The sequence below is a fragment of the Providencia sp. PROV209 genome, assembly GCF_028479485.1.
GTDB classification, from domain to species: domain Bacteria; phylum Pseudomonadota; class Gammaproteobacteria; order Enterobacterales; family Enterobacteriaceae; genus Providencia; species Providencia alcalifaciens.
This window is the reverse complement of sequence record NZ_JAMPNR010000008.1, coordinates 41,358-58,425: the sequence shown is the minus strand read 5'-3', so window position 1 is coordinate 58,425 and position 17,068 is coordinate 41,358. Positions and strand designations below refer to the sequence as shown.

The following is a 17,068-nucleotide window of genomic DNA, read 5'->3' as shown; positions in this document are numbered from 1 at the left end:
CTAATATTTTTCGCCAATTTGACAACACGACTCATATTGCCATTTAAATAATTTCTATATTAGTTATATTGGTTACAATTACGCAACAAACTAAAGTGACGATGATGAGCGAGCAAACAGCAGCGAGTGGCGGAAGTAAACCCGCCAATAAAACAGGAAAAACCGTCTTTAGCATTCTGACGGCAATCAGTGTCTCCCACTTACTCAATGACATGATTCAATCGCTGATATTGGCGATTTATCCCTTACTACAATCTGACTTTTCTCTGAGTTTCGCGCAGATTGGGATGATCACCCTCACCTACCAAGTCACGGCCTCACTTTTACAGCCTATTATTGGTTATTACACCGATAAACACCCTCAGCCCTATTCCTTACCGATTGGTATGAGCTTTACGCTGTCAGGGTTGCTACTCTTAGCAATGGCAGAAACCTTCCCAACCATTTTGATAGCTGCCGCGCTAGTTGGTACGGGCTCCTCTGTATTCCACCCTGAATCCTCACGGGTTGCCAGAATGGCATCAGGTGGTCGCCATGGATTAGCCCAATCCTTCTTCCAAGTGGGCGGTAATCTTGGTGCATCATTAGGTCCGCTACTTGCCGCTTTGATTATTGAACCTTACGGTAAAGGCAATATTGGTTGGTTCTCATTCGCTGCCTTGCTTGCCATCATCATTCTCTTGCAAGTCAGCAGTTGGTATAAACAACAGCACCGTGCCGCGAAGAAAAGACCGGTCAGTCAGGGAGACGTAAAAGTCCTTCCTCGCAAAATCGTAATTGGGTCTCTCAGTATTTTGCTGATTCTAATTTTCTCAAAATATTTCTATTTAGCGAGTATCAGCAGCTACTACACGTTCTATTTAATCGATAAGTTTGGTGTTTCTGTACAAAATGCGCAAATTCACTTGTTTGTGTTTTTATTTGCAGTTGCCGCAGGCACCATGATTGGTGGACCGATTGGCGATAAAATCGGGCGTAAGTATGTTATCTGGTTTTCTATCCTTGGCGTTGCCCCGTTTACATTGATTTTGCCTCACGCTTCCTTGTTCTGGACGGGAGTTTTAACCGTGATCATTGGACTGATTTTAGCGTCAGCGTTCTCCGCCATTTTAGTTTATGCCCAAGAACTTATCCCTGGTAAGACTGGCATGGTTTCAGGACTATTCTTTGGACTCGCCTTTGGTATGGGTGGTGTTGGGGCTGCTGTGCTGGGCCAGATAGCGGATATGACTAGCATTGAGCAAGTTTACCAATACTGTGCATTTTTGCCGTTATTAGGCATTTTCACCGTATTGTTACCAAATATAAACAACAAATAGATTTATTATCTTATTTTATCCATACTTATGTTTTTATAAGTATGGATATCCCCTCTCTTATTTACCAAAAGATATGCATAAGAATCACTAAAATAAAAATCTTGTAACGATTTAGCTCTATCAGCTCGATTTTTTTTTAGAAACCTGACACTTTTTTAAAGAAATTTGTGTTCAAAACCGTTAAAATAAAAAAACAGGCAATTTGTATTTCAAAATGGTGATTAACGTCATCAACATTTTGAAAGCCAAAGGCATGTACCCACCTTTTTATTCATAAACAAACCAGAGGAGACTTAATGGAGCATTCAACGCCCTTAATTACAACCATTGTTGGTGGTCTCGCCCTTGCATATTTATTAGGCATGCTCGCACAGCGCTTAAAAATTTCTCCACTTGTCGGTTATCTTGCGGCAGGTGTATTAGCGGGTCCTTTTACCCCCGGTTTTGTTGCAGACACCACCCTCGCCCCTGAACTCGCTGAGATCGGGGTCATTCTTTTGATGTTTGGTGTTGGTCTACATTTCTCACTAAAAGATTTATTAGCCGTAAAAGCTATCGCTATTCCGGGAGCCATCGCACAAATAGCCGTTGCTACGTTGTTAGGTCTTGGCTTGTCGATGTTATTCGGATGGAGCGTATTTACAGGTATTGTCTTCGGTCTCTGTCTTTCAACAGCAAGTACTGTTGTCTTACTACGCGCACTCGAAGAGAGACAACTCATTGAAAGCCAACGTGGGCAAATCGCCATTGGCTGGCTGATCGTTGAAGATTTAGCCATGGTTCTCGCCTTAGTACTTTTACCGGCAGCCGCAGGCATCATGGATAGCAATGAAGCCAGTTTTGGCGAGTTAGCGATGAGCCTTGGATGGACGATAGGTAAAGTCGTTGCCTTTATTGTGATTATGATTGTTATCGGGCGAAAAGTTATCCCATGGATATTGTCTCGCACAGCATCCACCGGCTCCCGTGAACTGTTTACGCTGGCTGTTTTAGCACTTGCATTAGGTATCGCCTATGCTGCTGTCGCGATTTTTGACGCCTCCTTCGCGCTAGGTGCCTTCTTCGCAGGTATGGTGCTGAATGAATCAGAGCTTAGCCATCGTGCAGCTCAGGATACTTTACCACTACGAGATGCTTTTGCAGTCCTGTTCTTCGTCTCCGTCGGCATGCTATTCGATCCAGTGGTTCTCCTTGAGCAACCGTTAGGTATCCTCGCTGTTCTCGGTATCATTATCATCGGTAAATCGGCGGCGGCGCTGGTGCTCGTTCGTCTGTTTGGGCACTCACGGCGTACCGCATTAACGATTTCGGTCAGCTTAGCGCAAATTGGTGAGTTTGCCTTTATTCTGGCAGGCATGGGGCTCGCGCTCGGTGTCATGGATAAAGACGCGCAAAACTTAGTGTTAGCCGGTGCGATTGTCTCTATCATGTTAAACCCAGTGTTATTCAGCTTACTGGATAAATATCTGGAAAAAACCGAAACCATCGAAGAGCAACTTCTCGAGGAAACACTGGAAGAAGAAACGCAAATTCCAGTCGATATTTGTGGTCACGCAGTGATTGTAGGCTATGGTCGCGTTGGTGGAATGCTAGCAGATAAACTACGCCGCCGTGAAATTCCTCTGGTTGTGATTGAAGATACCCGCGCACGCTTTGAAGAACTCGCTGAAAATGGCTTCTGCGCAATCTTAGGCAATGGTGCAAGTAAAGACATTCTAAGCCTGGCGCGTATTGAATGTGCAAAATCCCTGTTACTGACCATTCCAAACGGTTATGAAGCCGGTGAAATTGTTGCGACAGCGAAAGAGCTGAACCCTGCTCTTACCGTGGTAGTTCGTGCACACTATGATGATGAAGTGAGCTTTATCAAAGAGCGTGGAGCCGACCATATTATTATTGGTGAGCATGAGATTGCGAAATCCATCACCACATTAATGTGCAATGATGTGGCAGAGTTCGGATGTGCGATCCCAGAAGATAATGATGGCAATAATGGTGAAGGTAAAAATTTAGATGAATATCTAAAACCGAGCCACTAAGACCACATTCTATTAGCACTAAAAAAAGCCGTAACTCATCGTTACGGCTTTTTCATTATGAATTCACGACCTGCTCTGCAAATTCCTTGTCAGTCCATACGGGCAAGCCTTTATCTTTGAAGAATTGAATTTCTGCAGCAACACCACCGCTTTTTTCCCATCCCGCTAGCGTCAGAACAATCAAACCATCACAGCGCTTTAAAAACTCCATATCAATCTCTGACCATGCCACTTTTTGCCCTTGAGAAGCTAAGTACTGGTTGATTGGATGAGTCATGGTAATTTGGCTATAAGTTGCAATTCCTTTAAGCGCTAATTCCGCGGCATATTGGGTACAAGCTTGGAAACGCATTTCCACAACATTACTATCAGGATCAGAGTATGGGCACGCAATAAAATAGAGTTTCATTTTAATTCCTAGTGTCGTATGTAACGAATTTTAAGCAAAGTAATCCTATGAAAAATAAATGAATTATTTTCCATAGGGTATAAATTAAATGAGTAATACTTTGATTTTTATGGCTTACAGAATATCTGCAATGATAATTTTGGTTTTCGGGCGTTTTTTATTTTCAGCTAATTTAAACTCTTTGCTGGTTGTAATGAGGTAATCAATATTTTCCCACCCTGCCACAAAGTTAATCGCATGTTTATGGGCTTTTGTTCCATCAGCTAACACCATTAACTTATCGCTGTTTTCCCGCATTTTTTGCGCAATGGCTGCCTCATCAACGTGTTGATCCATTACACCATGCTGAGGATGAAAAGCCCCTGCACCGATAACTGCATAGTCTGCATAAAATTCAGTAATATTTTTTAATGCGATTGCGCCTAAACAGGCATTTTGCGCCGCATTAAATTGCCCACCAATCAAAATTGTTTCGATAGAAGGGTTTTCCTGTAAGGTACTCGCTAACAATGGTGAGTTGGTGATCACGGTAATGTTATCTATCGATTTAATTCGTTGGCTAAACTCAAATGTTGTGGTCCCAAAATCAATAAACAGCGTGTCTCCAGGCTTAATTAACTCTGCGGCTTTTGCTGCTATCGCTTTCTTTTCATCGACAGCAGCTTGAGCTCGTTCGGTAAAATTACGCTCAAATTTTGACTGAATGTTGACAGCCCCACCGTGAACTTTCTTTAATAATTTTTGAGTTTCGAGTTTACTCAGATCACGACGGATAGTTTCTTGCGCGACATTAAAATGCGTTGCAAGCTCCTGCACATACACCTGACCTTGAGTTGATAACATCTCAATAATGGTTTGGTGTCGTACTTTTGAGGAGCGTCCCTCACACATAGTTTAATCCTTCTGACCATTTAACATTTCCAGCACTATACAACAGTGACAGTAATTTCAGTAGCACTCGCTTGGATTTTTGTTAAATCGATATTTTTCAGCAAAATACGACGCGTCGGTAAGCAACGATGGCGTTTTTCGTACAGCAATGTGTTTCCTGCCATCACTCGGATTGTACCGGTTATCGCCGTGTTGACTTTGATGTTGAAATCCACTTTTTCAGTCATACATTCGGACATATCGATACATGCAGGCACGGTAAAACGAATCGGCTCAGCAAATTGGATTGGTAATCTTTTTCCTTGAGATACACCCATTTGGTGATGATTCGCTAATAAATCATCCGCAATATATCCGCCCGTAATCACGCCTTCTTGGTAACATTGATCCCCCATATCTGCCGGATGTAGCATGTTACCTGCCGCATAATAACTAGCATCAGAGCAGCGGCTACGCTGGTCTGTCACCGGTTTCCCCGTACTGGCATCAAAATTCAAATGGCTCTTACGAATTAACGTATTTTCCCCCACAAACCCGCCAGTAAAAATCACGGAGTCACAAACAATTTTGCGAATTTCTCCTGCAGTTTCTACCATCACATACTCCACTCGATCTAAACCGCCAATTTCGGTGATTTTACTCTTCAGATACACTGGAGTGCCCATGGCTTTGGCAAACAGTGAAGCGGGTTTAAACGCCAGAATTCGTTCGCCACTTTCAATCATCGCTTTGGCTTTTACGCCTGCATTTTTTAATGTCCATAACGCGGAAAAGCTGACTAACTCACTACCAACAATCACGGGATTCAAACACGGTTTTTGCCCTTTCAAATAGACAAATTGCTGTAATGCGCCAGCAGTCAAAATACCTTGGGGACGCAAACCAGAAACCAATCGAGGATGGCGTGGTGTTTCGCGAACGCCCGTCGCAATTAAAATACGCTTAGCACGCATTTCGACAACGCCATCCGGTGTTGTCACCGTCAAGACACCATTCGGTTGTAATTGCGTAACCGTGCTACGTGTCAGTATGGGGGTATCGCCCAAATTTTTGACAATTCGCTCAGCAAACTGGTTGCCTTTCATTGGGCGCTTAAACGCGAGCAAGCCAAATGTCGGATGCTGGCAATGACGAGGAACGCCCCCCGCATGGGCTTCTCGCTCTAAAATCGCGATATTATGAATACCGCGGCGGCGTAACGTTTGTGCCGCCGCCATACCTGCGGGACCGGAGCCAATGATAATCACATCGTAATTTACACTCATTTCACTGCCTCCACCGCTAATGTATTGTCAAAGCGACCATTAATAATTTCAGCAACCTGACTACTACAATAAAAACCATTACAACGCCCCATCATGACTCGAGTTCGGCGACGAAGAGCCCCTAAACATTCAGGCGGAATATCAGAATCAAACGTCGCTTCAATTTCACGTTGAGTGACCAATTCACAATGGCACACAATCCCGCCATTATTTTTGCATTGATAATCGCGTTCTTCATATTCAGAAAGCATTGGCATTTTAGGCCAAATCAAGTCTGTTGGCGGAGATAGCTCAAATAACGCTTCAAAATTCTCTTGATACAGTTTCCCTAAATGATTGGCAACGCCCAGTGCTGCGGTTAAACCTGTTGAGCGAATTCCACCCGCGCAAATCCACTGTTTTTCGGGATAATCATTAATACGATAATATTTTTCTTCTGTTGCAGGGCGTAAGCCTGCATAGGTCGCTGTCACACTGTAGTTATGTAACGATGGCAACATACGGGAGCCTTGGTCAATTAAATCTTGTAGAACGTCCTGCTTCACCTCAGCCTTCCAACGGTCTTGTTGTTCTTCTGCCGTTGGACCTAACAATAAGTTACCGAAAATCGTTTTCGACAATAAAACACCTTTAGTGATCGCTGTCGGTACAGGCAGAATAATCGCATTGATATCCGCTGCCGCCGCTTTGTCATACACCAAAAATTGACCTTTACGCGGTTTAATTTCAAACGGGGAAGGATGGCAAATAGATTCCACAATATCGCCGTTAATACCAGCACAGTTAATCACTAATCGGGCCGAAAACTCACCTTTTGATGTGGATAATGTCCAAATTCCCGCATTTAACTCACCGGAAGTCACTTCACAGTGAAATTGATATTCTGCGCCATGCTTCACGGCTTGGGTTAAATACGCCAGTGGTGTGCTCCATGGGTCAATAACGGACTCCCCTGGAACTTCAACCGCGGCGAGTGCGCCTTGCGCCAAATGTGGCTCTCGACGATAAAGTTCTTCTTTATCTATCATTCCCACATCCATGACATTATTGGTATGTGCTTGGTCTACAATGCTCGGCAGCTTATTGAGCTGCTCTTCGTTCCAAGCCACAACCAACGCACCTGTTTTGAGTAACGGTAAATTCATTTTTTCTCTAATATCAATGAACTCCCGATACCCATCTTGCATACATTCCAATTCTAATGTCCCTGGTGTGGCATCAAAACCAGTATGTAACAACGCGCTATTTGCTTTACTTGCCCCTGATAAAATATCGCCGCCACGCTCTAATAGCAGCGTTTTAGCTCCCATCAATGTGAATTTTCGGGTCACTGCACAGCCAATGACACCACCGCCAATCACAATGACATCCCACATTTTTTTATTATTAGCATTCATGGCTGAAATCCTTAACATAAAACTTGAACACATAAAACCACATAATTCCCACAACCTCAACAAATAAAACAACACAAATCACAGCAACACACCAAAAACTTCTCACATTGTTATCTTATTGTGACAGTTATCACATTCACGAAACTTACTGTGAGTTTTTTGTGGATTTTATTTCCGTTTGAACGATAGTAGGCAAAAAAACAAACCAATTTACAACATTTATAACACTGGGAAATTCAGAGATGCTCAATCAACGTTATGCCGCTATCGATCAGGGAACAACGGGAACCCGGGTCGTCGTCTTTGAAGAAGGCGGTCATTATCACTCCCCGATGAGTATTCCGCACAAACAGATCACCTTAAATAGTGGTTGGGTTGAGCATGATCCAGAAGAGATCTTGGTAAATATCATCAAATGTCTGAATAGCTGTGAAGTCGTTGATGCTATTGGTATTTGTCACCAAGGTGAAAGTATTGTTGCGTGGGATGCTCAAACGAAGCGCCCCCTCTATAACGCAATTGTTTGGCAAGATCTCCGTACTGAAAAAGCTATCCAGCAACTTAAAAATGCGGGGTTAGAGCCCCTTGTACAATCCAAATCTGGCTTGCCATTAGATCCTTACTTTTCTGCCAGTAAGATGGGATGGATCATGGAGAATGTCGTTGGTGCTAAGTCTCTTGCAGATAAAAATCGCCTACGTATCGGCACCATGGACGCTTTTTTCCTTGATCGTTTATGCGACGTTTTCGTGACAGATTATAACTCCGCATCACGTACGTCTCTGCTCAATATTCATACTTTGGAGTGGGATCCCCAACTGTGTGAGATTTTTGGTGTCCCTATCCACTGTTTACCGCCACTACGCGATAACATCGGTGACTTTGGCGCCGTTAATCTCGATGGTCATCTCACCCCAGTGACCGCCATTATTGTCGATCAATTCGCCGGAACCTTTGGGCATGGCTGCCGCCAAAAAGGGGATGCAAAAATTACCTTTGGAACAGGTGCCTTTTTGCAGACATTGACGGGCAGCGATATTCCACAAACCCACCAAAGTGGATTACTACCAACCTTATGTTGGAAATTTCCAGGAGAAGCCCCTGTTTTTGGTTTAGATGGCGGCGTCTATAACGCTGCATCCGCAATCAATTGGGCACGCAAAATCGGTCTATTTGAGGATTTTGATGAGCTGGCTGATTTTCGTGATGAACCCGCCATTAAGCGCGGTTTGGCGTTTGTTCCTGCACTTTCAGGGCTAGGTTGTCCTTATTGGGATCGCAGCGCTGCCGGTCTATGGGCTGGGCTGTCTTTAGATACCGACAAGAAAGACATGATGCAGTCTGTTTTAGAAGGAATTGCCGCGCGTTCTGCCGAAGTTATTTTCGCAATGGAGAAGATATCTCCATTAGGTCAGTCCATTTCAGTCGATGGAGGGTTATCGTCAAATCAGTACTTTAAGCAGTTTTTGGCTAATTTATTGCAAAAAAATATTGAAGCACCAGCAAATCGTGAAGTCACAGCTCTCGGGGCAGCCTTGCTTGCACGTAAAGGTTTGGGAATAAGTCATGAAATGGCGATACGACGTAATACCAGCGTCACACGCCCTGATGGTACCAACATGCAAGGCATAATGGAACAGTATCGCGACATTATTGCCCGTTCTCGCCAGCTAAGAAATTAATTTTCCAACAATAAAAAAGAAAGGAAACCCTACTATGGCCGAATTCGGAAACTACATTATCTACTTAATTATGTGCGGAGCCGTCATCGGTGCCGTCGCATCGATTGTCAGACCTGCCAGTGACCTTGGAAAAGAGTTTGTAAACGGCATTTTTTCTATTGGTCCCGTGTTTCTCGCTCAAGCAGGGATCATGGCTGCCGTCCCGCTACTTTCACAATTAATCTCATACATTTTAGGACCGGTATTCAGTTCCGTCGGCTCTGATGTTTCTATTGCGGCACTGTCAATTATCGCCGTGGATATGGGTGGATATCAGTTAGCCGATGCCTTAACCACGAATCGCGATATGTGGATCACTGCGATGTTGATCGGTTATACCTCTGGCGCAACAATTGTTTACCTGATCCCCGTCGGTTTAACTATGTTAAATCGCAAAGATCACAAATACTTAGCCTTAGGCGCAATGGCTGGATTGATCTCTATTCCATTTGGGGTATTGGCATCATTACTGCTGATCACACTCAATAATATTCCGGTTCGCGATATTATCTCGACTAACTCCCCAGCAACGCATCAGCTAACCCTCGATTTTATGACGATGTTGCAGTATTTAATGCCTCTATTTGTCTTCTGTTTCTTACTTGCTGCGGGTTTAAAATATCGCCCAATGTTAATGGTTACAGGCTTTTTGATCTTCGGTAAGATCATGGATGCTTTCGTTAAACTCGTTTTAGCTTTCTCGATCGTCGAGCATTTTACCGGTGTGTTTAGTAAAGTATTCGGGGCATGGGGTTTCGATCCGTTGTTTGCAGACCAAAATGAGTTGTTCCGTGCCATCGAAATTGCGGGTTATATTGGGATTATGCTCGCAGGGACTTTCCCTATCTGTTACCTGTTCCAACGCTACTGCAAACCGTTAGTTAGTGCGCTTAGCCGTCGATTAAAACTGAGCGACACGGGTTCACTCGGATTTATTATGGTGATGGCAAATATTATTGCGACCTACCACTTATTCAAAGAGATGCGTGCTAGAGACAAGGTGTTGTGTGTGGCTTTCGGGGTATGCGCACAAGCGACGATTGGCGATCATTTAGCCTTTACCGCAAATTTCCAACCAACATTAGTGTTGCCAATCTTGTTAGGTAAATTAGTGGGTGGTTTCTTAGCGGTATTTATTGCGATTAAAATCTCTGTTCCACAAGCTATGCGCTATGAGCAAGAAGATGAGAAAGCGGTTGAGGCTGTTAAAGCTGAGCACCCTGCGGGGATCGCCAAAGAAGCTTAATAGCTCGCATCTTGATAAAAACAAAAACACCTCATTCGAGGTGTTTTTTTATTTCTACATTACCCATTTATATTTAGCGGTCCCAATAGGACTCTTCTAAGCTGTCTTCTTTTTCCGGTAATCCGCGTGTTAAGCGTGGAGAATGCTGGGAAAGGACTTGATAGCTTACACGGTTAGCATACTTACACACCTGCGCCAATGAGGAGTACGTGAGGTATTGACGTTCATGTTTACTGGAGTTAGGAACATTTGAGCGATGGTATGAATTCGCCGTAATATCATGCAGTAATGCCGATAATGCCCCATCGCCGGCCCCATTGGTATTCATGATTTTTTCAGGCCCCCCCATATAAGGCTCTATATGGGAGAAAATGCGACGAGGCTGTTGGCAATCCTGCATACGCATTGCACGGCTAAACTCATACAAATTAAATTCGGCAATCGCCCCTGGTAGTAATGGGTGCTGCGTTTTACGTTTATATTCTTCTTCAGTAAAGCCTGCCATATACAATCCAGAAGCTCCCGCAGTACACAGAACAAGGTCAACCCAATCCAGTGCCATATTGGAGGCTAATAATGGATCGCTAAAACCGGTTAGCTCCAAAGCTTCATCTTCGTTCATCGCAACCACAGAAACATGATCCTTAAGAAAATCACGCCAGAATTGTGGGTCTTGAGCAATAACAAACTTAGTTCCCAATGTTAATACCACGGGAACATTGTGTTTTTTCGCATAATGGATTGCCTGCATAGTGGCATCAGGCATGGTTTCCCCCGGCTTACAACGGACTAAGTAAGCGGTTAATACCAGTGCGGAAGCCCCTGCAATAATATCCTCAGGAATACTATCTGGATGCAAACGATTCATGTGCCCAGGGCTGATCGCAAAGGTACGTTCACCATTTTCAGTGATCAGCGTAAAGCAACGTCCAATTGGACCATCTACCCCTTGCAAGTAATTCAAATCCATACGACTTGAGGTATGACAGAGGTAGCGATATGCGTAGCTACCAATCTGAATGTTGTTGCACATGGTGCCCAATAAAACAGAGCGGTCATCCGCTAAAACAGAGTAATTGTGGAGGGTATTGCCGATTGTTCCACCCGCAAATTCATGGGTAATTAGCTTTTGTTCGGTAAGCTCTTTATAGAGTGCTTCTGCCGCATCATCTTCGATGACTAAGGAATGACCTTTACTTAATTGATAACGTTCAATAAATTCATCATCAATTTTCGCTTCAATATCAACTAGTGTTTGGTCGATACCCACAATATACGATTTGCAGTTTTCATCGTCAGACATCATCTCTTTCATGGGTTGCAAAAGAGGATCTCTCAGAGAGACAGGAAAGTAGTGTTTAGATTTGCGTTGACCGGGGAATTTCATATTGGGAACATTAAAAAAGGAACATTCCGGTATTCTATCACGATAAAAGAAAACCAGCACCCTTCGATAAAAAGGTGCTGGTTAGATATTTATTACACTCTTGAGGGATTACTTATGGCGAATATTTTGCTGATTATAGTTACGGTACAGGTCACGACCTAATACGAATGCACAGCTCATGATAAAGCCTAAAATAGCACCTAACGCAACGATAAGCATGGATTTAGGCGAATCTTTCGCAACAGGCAAATCCGGTGTCAGAATAAATCTAACTGGCTCAAAATCTAATTCTTTGGTAGTCAGTGAGTTTAAGTTATCAATATAAACTCTCGCATTTTGCAGTTTCTCACTGATCAGCGCTAAATCACGATTTTTTAACTCAATACCCAGTTTTTCTTCTAAGGCTTCAGAACCTAATGCAATTGGATAATCAGGGTCATCATTGATTGCGACCGAGTCTCTCGCAATCGGACGAGTAATTCCTGCCGCCTTCGCAATGGTAATTGCACGTTTCAATCGTTCAATTTTCACATCATAAGCAATCTGGATTTTTGTGGTGTCTTGCTTCAACGCTTCTACGCTATAAATCAATTGGCGTGAAATCGCATTATCCACTTCAGTTTTCATTCTTTTACGAACGAGTGTCGCGGTGTAACGAATATACCCATCCATTAAATCTTGCGCTTCAACTGCTGTTGGCGCCGTAAATGATAGAACGATATCGCTATCATCACTGTCTTTTTCTTTTCCGTTATATTTCAGTTTAATGGAATCGGCAATAATTCGATTAACCAAACGCTGAACGTCTAATGGATCATTTTTATTATCAAGCTTATCAAGCATCGCTTTGAAATAATCGGTGCTTTTTACAAATGCTTCTTGGTTAACTTTGGAACGGTATTGAATAATAAATTCGTTGTAAATACGTTGAGAGCCTAGGTCAACATCCATTCCCAGCGCACTTAAACGCGCAGAAAATTCATTGACTTCTTTTAGCTCTTCAGAGGTTGGCGGGATAATAATTGCTTCACTCGTCCACTTTTGAGGAAGCATTTTTACGACCCCAATACTCAATGCGGTAACAATGACTGTTGCAATAATAATCAGGAGTTTATTTTTAAACAGAACCGCGATTAGCGCCATGAGATCGATCTCATCATTTTGCTGTAATTTAAATTGCGGGTCTTGCTCTAACTGCTTTTTTAATTCTGAAGACAAATTGGTTTTTTCAGTCATGTTAATTCCGTACAACAAGCTCTAAATTATACTGTCGAATATTGAGGTCGTAATTATAGTCTAAATTTGAGTTTTGGATATAACCATTAGTCATCTTTATGATATTAATGGCTATACAACGCTTTTTACGTAATTTTTCAGAATTAACTGAATCATATTAATACTAATATCACTGTCATTCAGAGCAGGAATATAACGGTATTGTTCACCACCACTATGTAAAAAGAACTCTTTGTTCTGTTCACTAATTTCTTCTAACGTTTCTAAACAATCCACTGAAAAACCAGGGCAAACAACCTGAACAGATTTAACGCCCTCTGATGGCAGTTTTTTCATCGTCTGATCAGTGTATGGGCTTAACCATGGCTCGCGCCCAAATCGAGATTGGTAAGTCATAAGAACTCGGTCACTTGGAAATTTCAGCGCTTGCTTTAATAGTTCCGTCGTTTGCTCACACTCTTTGTCATAAATATCCCCAGAATCGCAGTAGCGCTGCGGAATACCGTGAAAAGAGAGAATGAGTCTATCCGGCTCACCATGCTCAGCAAAACTCGCCTCTATGGATTCAGCTAACGCTTGAATATACGCAGGGTGCGTCGCGTAGCTACGAATAAACTGCACAGACGGAATAGTCCGCATAGGTTTAAAAGCGCGAGTAATAGCTTCATAAACAGCTGCAGTCGTGGTGCAGGAATATTGTGGATACAGAGGTAAAACCACCAATTCCGTCACATCTTGAGCAATCAAACTGTCGATAGCGCTCTTTATTGACGGCGAGCCATAAGTCATTCCCAGTTCAATCGGCGTATTAGGAAAAAATGCAGATAATTTTTCTTTTTGACGCTGTGAATAAACTAATAATGGCGAGCCTTCATCCATCCAAATTGAGCCATAAAGTTTTGCCACTTTGGAAGCGCGAATTGGCAAAATAGCGCCATGTAAAATAGGCTTCCAGATCAATGGGGAAAGATCAATAACGCGGGGATCACTTAAGAATTCTGCTAAATAGCGTTTAACTGCTGATGTTGTTGGGGCATCGGGCGTTCCCAAATTTACCAATAGTATTCCATATTTTTTTTCTAACATTAGAACCACTCCTAATTGATAATTATTCCCAACAATAACAGATTTTGATAACTAATTTTGCCAACTTGTGGCACAAAAAGAAAGGCAGCGTTTTGCGCTGCCTTTTCAATTTAGCTCAGAGAAAATTAACCTAGAATTTTCGCTAACTCTGCGCTCACTTCAGCCACTTTGCGAGTACCATCTAATTTGAAGTACTGAGTGCTGCTCGCTTTCGCTTCGTTTTGATAGTAAGCAATCAATGGTGCAGTCAGTGCATGGTATTCAACTAAACGCTTACGAACTGTATCTTCTTGGTCATCTTTACGAATCGTTAGCTCTTCACCAGTCACATCATCTTTGTTTTCAACTTTAGGTGGGTTGAAAGTCACATGATATACGCGACCTGATGGTGCGTGAACGCGGCGACCAATAATACGTTCAACAATGATGTCATCTGGCACATCGAATTCTAAAACGTAATCAACATTGATGCCTGCTTCTTTCATTGCATCCGCTTGAGGAATGGTACGCGGGAACCCATCCAACAAGAAGCCATTGCGACAGTCATCTTGTTTGATGCGCTCTTTCACTAATGCGATAACCAGCTCATCAGTCACTAATTTGCCATTATCCATCAGCTCTTTAGCTTGTAAACCTAACTCGCTCCCTGATTTTACCGCGGCACGTAACATGTCGCCGGTTGAAATCTGAGGGATCCCAAACTTCTCCATAATAAATTGAGCTTGAGTGCCCTTACCAGCGCCCGGAGCGCCAAGCAGAATGATACGCATTGCGTAAACCCCTTGCTATTTAGTTTTTTATAATTTGAAAAGAAAACGCTCTACCATACCATTAGCATGGCACCTGACTCAAGAAGGCACGTAAACGTTTTCCCATTTATCTTTTTTCGTAAAAGAAAAAAACCACGCAAAAAATCGCATTTTTACGTGGTTTATGCTCGAAAACGAAAATAACTCAGCGAATTATTTTAAAAGTAATTCGTTGATTTTTTTGATGAATAAGTTTGGATCTTCCAATGTGCCGCGCTCTGCCAGTAAAGCCTGGTCGAGTAGGACATCAACCCAATCCGCAAACACACTTTCCTGTTCCACTTCAGCGGCTTTTTTCACCAGTGGGTGATTCGGATTCAGTTCAAAGTTATATTTTACTTCAGGCGCAGCTTGACCCGCAGCAGCGAACAGTTTCGCCATTTGGGTGCTCATTTCATCCGCATCCGTAGTTACAATCGCAGGAGTATCCGTTAAGCGATGAGTTAATTTCACCTCTTTCACACGGTCACCCAAGAAGGTTTTCACGCGTTCAACGAACGGCTCTAACTGTTTTTCTGCTTCTTCTTGTTCCGCTTTGTTTTCATCTGCTAACTTGTCTAATGACTCGTCCGCTTTGCTGACAGATTGGAATTGTTTACCATCAAATTCAGAAAGGTAGTTCATCATCCATTCGTCAATGCGGTCAGATAACAGCAGAACTTCAATTCCTTTTTTACGGAACAATTCTAAGTGCGGGCTGCTCTTCGCTGCGGCATAACTATCCGCAGTGATGTAGTAAATCTTATCTTGCCCTTCTACCATGCGGCTCACGTAATCTTCCAATGAGACATTTTGCACGTTGCTGTCGTTATGCGTGGTTGCAAAGCGTAGCAATTTCGCAATCGCTTCGCCGTTCCCCATATCTTCAGCAGGGCCTTCTTTCATCACCAGACCAAATTGCTGCCAGAATGTTTGGTATTTCTCAGCATCATTTTTCGCCAGTTTTTCCAGTGTTTGCAGAACACGTTTTGTCAGTGCGCTGCGTAAGTTACGCGTCAATGCGCTATCTTGCAGAATTTCACGGGAAACGTTCAACGGTAAATCGTTGGAATCCAATACCCCACGAACGAAGCGCAGGTAATTAGGCATAAACTGCTCTGCATCATCCATAATAAAGACACGTTGAACATACAGTTTTAAACCGTGGCGCTGGTCGCGGTTCCACAAATCAAATGGGGCTTGAGATGGAATATACAGCAGACTGGTATATTCCTGTTTCCCTTCCACACGGTTATGTGCCCACGTTAATGGATCTGCGTAGTCGTGGGAGATATGCTTGTAGAACTCAATATATTCTTCGTCTGAGATGTCAGATTTGCTGCGCGTCCACAGTGCTTTCGCTTGGTTGATTTTTTCCCAAGTCACAGTGCCGTCTTCTTCGTTTTTCTCTTCGATTTCAACAGGCAGAGCAATATGGTCAGAATACTTGCTGATAACAGAACGTAAACGCCAGTTATCTAAAAACTCTTTTTCATCATCACGTAAATGCAGAGTAATTTCGGTTCCACGATCGGCTTTTTCGATATCTGCGATAGTGTATTCACCTTCGCCAGCAGATTCCCAGAACACCCCTTCGCTCGCATCAGCACCCGCTGCACGGCTGCGTACGGTGACTTTATCGGCAACGATAAATGCGGAGTAGAAGCCCACACCGAATTGACCGATCATTTGGCTATCTTTGACTTGGTCGCTGCCTAATGATTCTAAGAATGATTTGGTGCCTGATTTAGCGATAGTACCTAAGTTTTCAATGACTTCTTCACGGCTCATACCGATGCCGTTGTCACTGATAGTTAGAGTACCTTTGTCTTTGTCTGCGCTAATACGCACACGCAGTTCGCCGTCATTTTCATACAGTTCAGGCTTAGATAATGCACGAAAACGCAGTTTATCCGCCGCATCGGATGCGTTGGAAATGAGCTCACGCAGAAAAATTTCTTTGTTTGAGTAAAGAGAGTGGATCATCAACTGTAGCAGTTGTTTGACTTCTGATTGAAACCCACGAGTTTCTTGTCCTTTCATACTCATTAATCGCCTCTATATCATCAATCTAATAGTTAGGTTTTGACTTATCGATGGAAACTAATCTGGGGACAAAAAAATAGAATTCAACCACTAACCACAAATTAGCAGCCAAATTAATATGAACGAAAGTAAATTATGGAAGACTACGAGAGTTTTGGCTTGAGGGTTTTGCTTTTATAAGGTAGCTACCTACCTTCCTCTAAATAGTTCAAAGTTGTAGGTAGGCGGCAAGCAAGCT

The 17,068-nt window shown here is 43.0% G+C and carries 13 protein-coding genes; 4 read left to right on the top strand and 9 right to left on the bottom strand.

Annotated elements, in window-relative coordinates; all coding sequences use genetic code 11:
* The first annotated feature begins 104 nt into the window (after positions 1-104).
* The gene (locus PR795_RS07450; protein WP_006661085.1) at positions 105-1,319 is read left to right on the top strand and encodes an MFS transporter; all 1,215 of its coding nucleotides are present in this window, start codon (positions 105-107) and stop codon (positions 1,317-1,319) included.
* A gap of 296 nt (positions 1,320-1,615) precedes the next feature.
* Positions 1,616-3,358 (top strand): YbaL family putative K(+) efflux transporter, encoded by a 1,743-nt coding sequence (gene ybaL / locus PR795_RS07445; RefSeq protein ID WP_006661084.1) that lies wholly within the window; start codon positions 1,616-1,618, stop codon positions 3,356-3,358.
* 55 nt (positions 3,359-3,413) lie between these two features.
* Here the strand turns inward: ybaL and PR795_RS07440 are convergent, their stop codons facing one another.
* The 4 genes from PR795_RS07440 to PR795_RS07425 all read right to left on the bottom strand — a co-directional run bounded on the left by PR795_RS07440 (position 3,414) and on the right by PR795_RS07425 (position 7,320).
* Positions 3,414-3,767, bottom strand: a complete 354-nt coding sequence (locus tag PR795_RS07440; protein ID WP_006659279.1) for a DUF1937 family protein — start codon at positions 3,765-3,767, stop codon at positions 3,414-3,416.
* Between the two features lie 114 nt (positions 3,768-3,881).
* A complete protein-coding gene (locus PR795_RS07435) occupies positions 3,882-4,658 on the bottom strand; it encodes a DeoR/GlpR family DNA-binding transcription regulator (protein WP_006661083.1) in 777 nt (258 codons plus the stop codon).
* Positions 4,659-4,693: 35 nt separating this feature from the next.
* Complete coding sequence (locus PR795_RS07430) at positions 4,694-5,923, bottom strand: NAD(P)/FAD-dependent oxidoreductase (RefSeq protein ID WP_036978644.1); 1,230 nt, start codon at positions 5,921-5,923, stop codon at positions 4,694-4,696.
* Positions 5,920-7,320: an NAD(P)/FAD-dependent oxidoreductase gene (locus PR795_RS07425; protein ID WP_006661081.1), complete on the bottom strand. Its 1,401-nt coding sequence runs from the start codon at positions 7,318-7,320 to the stop codon at positions 5,920-5,922. The genes PR795_RS07430 and PR795_RS07425 overlap by 4 nt, the downstream gene beginning before the upstream one ends.
* 242 nt (positions 7,321-7,562) lie before the next feature.
* On the opposite strand from PR795_RS07425, the gene PR795_RS07420 reads away from it, so the two are divergent.
* Positions 7,563-9,002: an FGGY family carbohydrate kinase gene (locus tag PR795_RS07420; protein WP_272516767.1), complete on the top strand. Its 1,440-nt coding sequence runs from the start codon at positions 7,563-7,565 to the stop codon at positions 9,000-9,002.
* A 34-nt stretch (positions 9,003-9,036) separates the two neighbouring features.
* The gene (eutH, locus tag PR795_RS07415; protein ID WP_006659284.1) at positions 9,037-10,287 is read left to right on the top strand and encodes an ethanolamine utilization protein EutH; all 1,251 of its coding nucleotides are present in this window, start codon (positions 9,037-9,039) and stop codon (positions 10,285-10,287) included.
* A 73-nt stretch (positions 10,288-10,360) separates the two neighbouring features.
* Here the strand turns inward: eutH and PR795_RS07410 are convergent, their stop codons facing one another.
* The 5 genes from PR795_RS07410 to htpG form a co-directional block, all read right to left on the bottom strand.
* Complete coding sequence (locus PR795_RS07410) at positions 10,361-11,674, bottom strand: inosine/guanosine kinase (RefSeq protein WP_272516766.1); 1,314 nt, start codon at positions 11,672-11,674, stop codon at positions 10,361-10,363.
* A 108-nt stretch (positions 11,675-11,782) separates the two neighbouring features.
* The gene (gene wzz(fepE) / locus PR795_RS07405) at positions 11,783-12,910 is read right to left on the bottom strand and encodes an LPS O-antigen length regulator Wzz(fepE) (protein WP_036961615.1); all 1,128 of its coding nucleotides are present in this window, start codon (positions 12,908-12,910) and stop codon (positions 11,783-11,785) included.
* 111 nt (positions 12,911-13,021) lie between these two features.
* The gene (gene hemH / locus PR795_RS07400) at positions 13,022-13,996 is read right to left on the bottom strand and encodes a ferrochelatase (protein ID WP_006661077.1); all 975 of its coding nucleotides are present in this window, start codon (positions 13,994-13,996) and stop codon (positions 13,022-13,024) included.
* A gap of 125 nt (positions 13,997-14,121) precedes the next feature.
* On the bottom strand, positions 14,122-14,766 hold the full coding sequence (gene adk / locus PR795_RS07395) for an adenylate kinase (RefSeq protein ID WP_006659288.1): 645 nt from the start codon (positions 14,764-14,766) through the stop codon (positions 14,122-14,124).
* 192 nt (positions 14,767-14,958) lie between these two features.
* Positions 14,959-16,833 carry a molecular chaperone HtpG gene (gene htpG, locus PR795_RS07390; protein WP_036972518.1) on the bottom strand — a complete coding sequence of 625 codons (1,875 nt, stop codon included), beginning with the start codon at positions 16,831-16,833 and terminating at the stop codon, positions 14,959-14,961.
* Positions 16,834-17,068: the final 235 nt, after the last annotated feature.